This window comes from Streptomyces niveiscabiei, assembly GCF_001419795.1.
In the GTDB taxonomy this organism is placed as follows: domain Bacteria; phylum Actinomycetota; class Actinomycetes; order Streptomycetales; family Streptomycetaceae; genus Streptomyces; species Streptomyces niveiscabiei.
Genome location: NZ_LIRL01001136.1, coordinates 1 through 6,501 on the forward strand (window position 1 = coordinate 1; position 6,501 = coordinate 6,501).

Sequence of the window (6,501 nt, forward strand, 5' to 3'; positions counted from 1 at the left end):
CCCCGACGACCCCGACGACCCCGCCGCCCCGCCGCACGAGGACGTGATCGCCCGCTGGGAGCGGGTGCTGGGCCCCGACCACCCAGAGACGGCGGAACTGCGCCGCCGCCTGCGCGCCGCGCGCCCCGCCTGGCGGGTGGCCCTGTCGCTGCCGTCGGACGCCTCCCCGGTGGCCGGCCGTCCGCTCCCGATCGACATCGGCCTCGTCCAGGAGTACGCCGCCGATCCCCCCGGCCGCATCATGATCACCCCGTCCTGTCGCACGGCGGCCTCGGTGGACCCGCCCGAGGCGGTGTACGACGCGGGCGACGCCCCGGCCCGCTTCGAGCTGACCGCCGCCGAACCCGGCGACCACGAACTGCGGTTCACGCTGTACGACCATGCGACGGGACTGGCGCTACAGGACCTGCGGACGGTGATCCGCGTCGGGGACGACAGGGGGGACGGATGACGAGGCAACTCGCCTTCGACATGCTGGGCGACAGTTCCGGAGGGTTCGCCAGACCACCCGTACGGCACGCGGGCCCGCCCGAACTCCGGGTGTACCTGCACCGGAACGGCCCCGACGGCCTGCGCGTCCGCGCCCATTTCCCGGACCCGGCCGACCCCGACGCCGACCCCTGGCACCGCGCGGACCTGGAGATCCCCGCCGAGAAGCTGCTGGACCACGGAAAGCGGCTGCGCACGATCTGGTACGACAAGGTCGTCCGCCACGAGAGCACCGAGCCCGGCCCCGGACAGCGCGTGGGCGGCCACCCCTTCGCGGACTCCGCCGACCTCACCCGACTGGGCGCGGCCACCGACGCGTTGATCCGGACCCTGGCCGAGGAAGGGTTCGACGTCCTCGACGTGATGCTCGACGGCAACGGCTACGACCTGTGCCGCTTCCGCGAGTTCCTGCTCGGCGCGCTCGCCGGGGACCGGACTCTGCGGATCAGCTTCGAGTCCGAGTGGCAACTGCCCTGGCCGATGCTCGCCGTCGATCCGGCGCTGTGCGCGAGCCCCTGGGAGGCGTTCCTGGGCCACCGGCACCAGGTCGAGCAGACCGATCGCGGCTACCCCTGGAATCACGCGCCGCTGGGGCTGCGGGAGAAGGCCACCACCAGCCTCAACAAGGACGACACGCTCGACAAGGTGGGCCGCGCGCAGGAGGTGCACGAACTCCTCGACCAGCGCTCCTGGTTGGTCGTCCGCAGCGAGAGCCGGCAGCTCCTGGAGGCGCTGTCGCAGAGCGTGCTGCACGAGGACGTCATGTACTTCTGGTGCCACGGCAGTTTCGTGAACGCCGGTGCCGCCAGCCAGTTCCTGACCATCCGGCTCTCGGACACCGACAGCATCGACGGCACACTCGTCTCCCGCAAGCGCCGCTCCTACGTCCGCAACCCCGCCGCCCGCTTCCGGCCCTTCGTCCTGCTGAACGCCTGCCACTCCGCCGAGACGGCCGACGCCGGGCACCTGGAGCACCTCGGGCAGAAACTCATCGACCTCGGCGCGACCGGCATCCTCGCTCCCCAGATCGAGATGCCGCAGCTCTTCGCCACCGAGTACGCGTACGCCTTCCTCGACCAGTACCTGATGGGTCGTCATGCGGCGGGCGAGATAGGCCAGTCGCTGGTACGGCGGTTCGCCCGCGAGTTCCACAACCCCCTCGCGCTCGCCTACTCCCTCAACTGCGGCATCAACAGCCGTCTGGACCTCGCCTCGTGAAACCTGCCGAGATCGACCTCGACACACAGGGCCGCCTCCTCGCCCCCGGCGGCATCCCGGTCCCGGTCGGCCGCGTGGCCGACCACCTGGCCACCACCCTCCCCCTCCCCACCTGGTCCACCGACGTCCACGTCTACGTCCACGGCTGGCAGACCCCACCCGCCCGAGCGACGAAGACGGCCACCCAACTCATCGCCCAGGCAACGGAGTTGTACGCGAAGACCCCCGACCGCTACCCCGGCCTCAAAGCGGACGGCTACCGCCCCTGGTGCGTAGTCGTCCGCTGGCCCTCCTCAAGTCTCTCGAAACTCAAGGGCGGTTACACCCGCATCCGCGACCGAGCGCACGCGATGAGCGCGGACGGCAAGGGCCACGCCCCGTACGTCATAGGCCACTTGCTGGGCTACCTGGACGGCGTGCGCGGCGACCCGAAGGCGCCCCCGGTCCTCGCGGGCCGCTCGGGGAAGTACCTCCACCTGATGGGCCACTCCTTCGGCGGCCGTTTCCTCTGCGAGGCGGTGCAGCGGGCGGCGGAGCCGCCGAAGACGCTGGGCTGGAGCATGCCGTACGACTCGCGCCGCCCGTTCACCGTCGACAGCATGCTGATCTTCCAGATGGCGGCCCCCCGCGACGCGTTCACGACCCACTTCGGCACCCTGTTCCCCACGCCGGTCCACCCCGGCGCCCCGCTGCGCGGCCCCCTCGTGCTCACGCACTCCCGCTGGGACCGGGCGACGGGCTTCTGGCACCTGCGCGCCGAAGGGGCGCCCGGCATCGGCCACTCGGGCGCGGGCGCGGCCCCCGTACCGCAGTTCAGTACGAAGCTGCTGCGGACGACCGAGCCGTACCCCCAACTCGCCCTGGACCACCGCCTGGTGAACGTGGACGCGGACTGGCGCTACCGGGGCAGCCGCCTCGACCCCACCGGCGCCCACTCCGACTTCCACCACCCGGAGTCCGCCCACCTCCTCCTCACCCTGGCGGAACGCTCCCGCTGACCGCCGGATACCCTGCGGGGTCATGAACCGCGCCTGGATCCTCCCCGCCCTGCTGGCCGTCTGCGGCACAGCCGCCGCAACGGGCCTGCTCGGCCAGGGGAACCCGGTCGCGGCAGTGGCGTTCGCGCTCCTGTTCGCGGCCCTCGCGGTCATCAACTCCCCGCTGATCTTCCCCCCTTCGACGACCGAGGCGGCAGCCCGGAGCGCCGACGACGGCCGCCCGATCGTCTACTGGCGCCCCGGCTGCAAGTACTGCGCCCGCCTCCGCATCCGCCTGGGCCGGGACGCCCACCGCATGCACTGGGTCGACATCTGGACCGACCCCGAAGCCGCCGCGACCGTACGGGCGGCGAACGACGGCAACGAGACGGTCCCGACGGTCTTCATCGCGGGCCACCCGTACGTCAACCCCGAACCGGCATGGCTGAAGGCGCAGTTCACAGATCAGCGGACCTCCGCCTGACCTTTCAGCACCGCAGCACTCAGCAGCGCAGCACGAACTCGCACCACACCACCTTCCCCGGGTTCCTCCTCTCCGCTCCCCACTTGTCCGCCAGCGCCGCGACGAGGAGCAGGCCCCTGCCGCCGTCCTCCCTCGGCGCGGGGACGATCGGCAGCGTGCCGTCCCCGCTGTCGTGCACCTCCACCCTCACGCCGGCGTCTCCGTGCGGGCGCAGGCGCAGGAGGAAGAAGCGGCCCGGGGGGACGCCGTGCAGGAGGGCGTTCGTGGTCAGTTCGCTGACGCACAGGAGGACGTCGTCGAGGGGGGCCCTCGTGTTCCAGGTGGTCAGGGTGGTGCGGGTGAAGTCCCGGGCGGCGGGGATGGAGCGGCGGGAGCGGGAGTAGAGGCGTTCGCGGGTGGCGGGGAGGTGGGTTTCCACGTTCATGGGACGAGGGTTGCGAGTGGTGGAGATCATGTGGCAGTGGCTCGGCTGGTACATCGAGTTTGTACCAGCGCGCACCAGTGAGAAATGGCGCGTGGATGGGGAGTTGGGCGGCATGGGAGCGAAGAAGCCCCGGCGTAATGCCACGGCACACAAGATGGTTGGCGCAGCGTTGGCCGTTCTCCGGCTCAAGGCCGGGTACACGCAGGAAAAGCTAGCGCAGGCGTTCGGTATCAGTTTGGGCAGCCTGACGTCGTATGAGCAAGGGAGACGGCCACTTCCGTTGGATACGGCGGAACAACTGGACGAGTTCCTGGACACGGGTGGGGTGTTGGCGAAGCTCGTGAAGCATCTGCCGGACGTGGACCTGATCGCGCTGTGGGCGGACGAGTTCCTGACGGAGGAGATGAAGGCCATCTTCATCTCCTCGTACGAGGCACAACTGATTCCGGGGCTGTTGCAGACCGATGGCTGGGCAGAAGCGGTGTTCCGCAGCCGGGTACCGGCGTACAGCCCGGAGAAGATCGCGGAGTTGATGGCGGACCGGATCGAACGCCGGGCGATCCTGCACCGCAAGGAGCCGCCGATTTCGTGCTTCGTGATCTGGGAGCCCGTCCTGAGGGCGCCCATCGGCGGGCGGGAAGTCTGGCTGGAGCAACTGCGCTACATCCGTGAGTGCTGCGATCTCCCCAACTGCACCATTCAGATCCTGCCGTCGAACTTGACCAACCATGCAGGTCTCGAAGGGCCCTTCGTCCTGCTGGAGACCGCCGATCACGACCGGCTTGCCTACACGGAAGGCCAGCGAGGCAATCAACTGATCTCTGAGCCGGAGGACATCGCGCTGCTCACCCAGAAGTATGCGATGCTGCGTTCACAGGCCCTCACCCCAGACCAGACGAGGGCTCAGCTGGACCAGATGCTGGGAGAGCAAGAGAGATGAGCAACACGGCACTTCGGTGGGTCAAGTCCAGCTACAGCAGTGGCGAGGGCGCGAACTGCGTGGAAGTCGCCTGCGATTGGGTCAAGTCGAGTTACAGCAACCCTGACGGTGCCGCCTGCGTCGAGGTCGCCGCCCACTCCGCCGCGATCCACATCCGCGACTCCAAGACCCCCGAAGCGCCGTACCTCACCATCACCCCCACCACCTGGACCGCGTTCCTCCGTCGCACCTCGCTGTGATCGAAGAACCCCTCCACGAACTCATCTCCACCGCGTTCGGCAACTGGACCCCGTCCGACGGCTGTCCCGATGCCGAACTCTCCGCCGCCGCGCACCACTTGGGGATCACCCTTCCTGATCCCCTGCGCGACTATTACGTCGTCGCCGGTCGGCACCCGGAGTTGATGGGTCTGCGCGGCACCCCGCACACCCTCCACGTCAACGCGCCCGAACAACTCCGCGTCGAGGACGGCCACTTCATCCTCTGCGTCGAGAACCTCGGGTCCGCTCAGTGGAGCCTGCGCCCCGACGACCCCGTACCCTCCGACCCCAGGGTCCACGGCCGGAGCGAACCCCACGGCAAGTGGTTCAGCGAGTCCCGCAGACTCTCCGCCTTCCTGATCAACCTCGCCGGCATCCAGGCCGTACGCTCCCTCCCCCACCAAGCCACGTGCCGCGTCCGCGAACAGCAACTGGGTGTCGTGGAGTCCGTGCTCAGCCACGTCGGATCCCCCGCGCTCCAGAAGGGCGGCCACCGCCTGACCTTCCTCGACCCGTCGACCCGCATCGTGGCCAACTACTCGTACAACACGGCAACTTTGCGCGTCGCGGCAGTGGACCCCACCGCACTCGACTCCCTACGCGAACGCTCAGGCCTCCCCCTCGCACCCGCCTGACGCCGGGAAGGGATCACGGCTTTCCGCTCGCCTTGGAGTGGGTGGTCGGGGATACGGAGCCGGTCCTCAGGACAGGGCTCCGGTACGGATCGCGAACTCCCGCAACCCCTCGACGCGTGCGGGACCGTACAGCAGGTCCGTCGTGAGGGCCCTGAGCGCGGGGCGGCGTACCTCCTGCGGCGCTTCGTGTTCGACGTGGCGCAGGGCGGTGTAGGTCTGCCGGCTGTCGCCGAGGGCGTGCCACATGCGTGCGGTGTCGGTCCAGGCCCTGGCGCGGCGTTCGGGGGTGGGCATGCGGTCGACGGCGATCCGCGCGGCGACGTCGACGCCTTCGTCCGGGGTGCCGAGGGCGTTGAGGACGCCGATGCGGTAGACGTCGACCTGAGTGCGGTCGGCGTCGACGGTGAACAGTCCGCCGAGGGTGGAGGGGTGGTGTTCGACGTCGTCCTCGGCCTGGTCGAGGAGGGCGAGGGCTGTCGTGCGGTCGCCTCCGGTCGCCGCCGAGTACGAGGCGGTCAGCAGCAGGGTGGTGCGCACGGCGCGGGTGCGGGGGTCGGTGGTGTCGAGTGCGGTGGCCTCGCGGGTGAGGAGGTGCACGGCGGAGGACCAGCGGCCGGAGCGACGCATGCTGATCGCCAGGACGCGGGACGCCTCGCCGACGGGGACGGGCATGCCGCTGGCGCGTGCGGCGGTCAGGGCGCGGTCGGCGGCGACCCAGGCGGCGTCGGAGTGCTGTTTGGAGGCGAGTTCGGCGGCCAGGACATAGGCGCGGGCGAGGACGGCGGACGCCTGCCGGCGCTGGTGGCCGCTCGCGGCGTCGCGGGTGGCCTGCGCGGTGGCGAGGAGGCCGGGGAGGAGGCAGGCGAGGTTGCTGTAGCGGGCGGCCGTGTAGGTGTGCCGGGCGGCGGCGGTACGGGCCGTCAGGTCCGCCAGAGGGACCGGTTCGGCGTCCGGGAGTCTGAAGAGGATGTCGTCGAGGTCGGCGGGCGGCAGCGCGGCGGCCGGGCCCGTGCCGACGACGGCACTCGCTCCGGCGGCCAGTGCTCCGGTCAGTGAGGGTTTTCAGCGGTGCCG

Annotated in this window: 10 protein-coding genes; 8 read left to right on the forward strand and 2 right to left on the reverse strand. The window is 70.4% G+C overall.

Annotation, left to right across the window (positions count from 1 at the left end):
• From AOK24_RS48965 to AOK24_RS41005, 4 genes are all read left to right on the forward strand, one after another.
• Positions 1–451 (forward strand): tetratricopeptide repeat protein (locus AOK24_RS48965; RefSeq protein ID WP_159052173.1); only part of this gene is annotated, 451 nt, incomplete at its 5' end.
• A complete protein-coding gene (locus AOK24_RS40995) occupies positions 448–1,707 on the forward strand; it encodes a CHAT domain-containing protein (RefSeq protein WP_055724986.1) in 1,260 nt (419 codons plus the stop codon). The genes AOK24_RS48965 and AOK24_RS40995, both read left to right, overlap by 4 nt.
• A complete protein-coding gene (locus tag AOK24_RS41000; protein WP_240554369.1) occupies positions 1,704–2,705 on the forward strand; it encodes a hypothetical protein in 1,002 nt (333 codons plus the stop codon). The genes AOK24_RS40995 and AOK24_RS41000 overlap by 4 nt, the downstream gene beginning before the upstream one ends.
• Positions 2,706–2,727: 22 nt before the next feature.
• Positions 2,728–3,168, forward strand: coding sequence for a glutaredoxin domain-containing protein (locus AOK24_RS41005; RefSeq protein ID WP_055724987.1), 441 nt, complete (start codon positions 2,728–2,730; stop codon positions 3,166–3,168).
• 19 nt (positions 3,169–3,187) lie between these two features.
• On the opposite strand, the gene AOK24_RS41010 is transcribed toward AOK24_RS41005, so the two are convergent.
• Positions 3,188–3,592, reverse strand: coding sequence for an ATP-binding protein (locus AOK24_RS41010; protein WP_055724988.1), 405 nt, complete (start codon positions 3,590–3,592; stop codon positions 3,188–3,190).
• 16 nt (positions 3,593–3,608) lie between these two features.
• Here AOK24_RS41010 and AOK24_RS41015 point away from each other — a divergent pair, with 16 nt between their 5' ends.
• Genes AOK24_RS41015 through AOK24_RS41025 form a run of 3 tightly spaced genes read left to right on the forward strand, consistent with a single transcriptional unit; the run spans position 3,609 to position 5,427 of the window.
• Positions 3,609–4,532, forward strand: a complete 924-nt coding sequence (locus AOK24_RS41015) for a helix-turn-helix domain-containing protein (RefSeq protein WP_338060977.1) — start codon at positions 3,609–3,611, stop codon at positions 4,530–4,532.
• Positions 4,529–4,771 carry a DUF397 domain-containing protein gene (locus AOK24_RS41020; protein WP_055724989.1) on the forward strand — a complete coding sequence of 81 codons (243 nt, stop codon included), beginning with the start codon at positions 4,529–4,531 and terminating at the stop codon, positions 4,769–4,771. Before AOK24_RS41015 ends, AOK24_RS41020 begins: the two co-directional genes overlap by 4 nt.
• Positions 4,768–5,427 (forward strand): hypothetical protein, encoded by a 660-nt coding sequence (locus AOK24_RS41025; protein ID WP_055724990.1) that lies wholly within the window; start codon positions 4,768–4,770, stop codon positions 5,425–5,427. The genes AOK24_RS41020 and AOK24_RS41025 overlap by 4 nt, the downstream gene beginning before the upstream one ends.
• 66 nt (positions 5,428–5,493) lie before the next feature.
• Here the strand turns inward: AOK24_RS41025 and AOK24_RS51855 are convergent, their stop codons facing one another.
• Positions 5,494–6,099 carry a hypothetical protein gene (locus tag AOK24_RS51855; protein ID WP_240554370.1) on the reverse strand — a complete coding sequence of 202 codons (606 nt, stop codon included), beginning with the start codon at positions 6,097–6,099 and terminating at the stop codon, positions 5,494–5,496.
• 57 nt (positions 6,100–6,156) lie between these two features.
• Here AOK24_RS51855 and AOK24_RS51860 point away from each other — a divergent pair, with 57 nt between their 5' ends.
• Complete coding sequence (locus AOK24_RS51860) at positions 6,157–6,483, forward strand: hypothetical protein (protein WP_240554371.1); 327 nt, start codon at positions 6,157–6,159, stop codon at positions 6,481–6,483.
• The last annotated feature ends 18 nt before the right edge of the window (positions 6,484–6,501 follow it).

What these genes read in the sequence shown, in the direction of transcription:
- AOK24_RS40995 (WP_055724986.1), top strand. Translation starts at nt 448, where the DNA reads ATGACGAGGCAACTCGCCTTCGACATGCTGGGCGACAGTTCCGGAGGG.
- AOK24_RS41005 (WP_055724987.1), top strand. Translation starts at nt 2,728, where the DNA reads ATGAACCGCGCCTGGATCCTCCCCGCCCTGCTGGCCGTCTGCGGCACA.
- AOK24_RS41010 (WP_055724988.1), bottom strand. Translation starts at nt 3,592, where the DNA reads ATGAACGTGGAAACCCACCTCCCCGCCACCCGCGAACGCCTCTACTCC.
- AOK24_RS41020 (WP_055724989.1), top strand. Translation starts at nt 4,529, where the DNA reads ATGAGCAACACGGCACTTCGGTGGGTCAAGTCCAGCTACAGCAGTGGC.
- AOK24_RS51855 (WP_240554370.1), bottom strand. Translation starts at nt 6,099, where the DNA reads ATGCCCGTCCCCGTCGGCGAGGCGTCCCGCGTCCTGGCGATCAGCATG.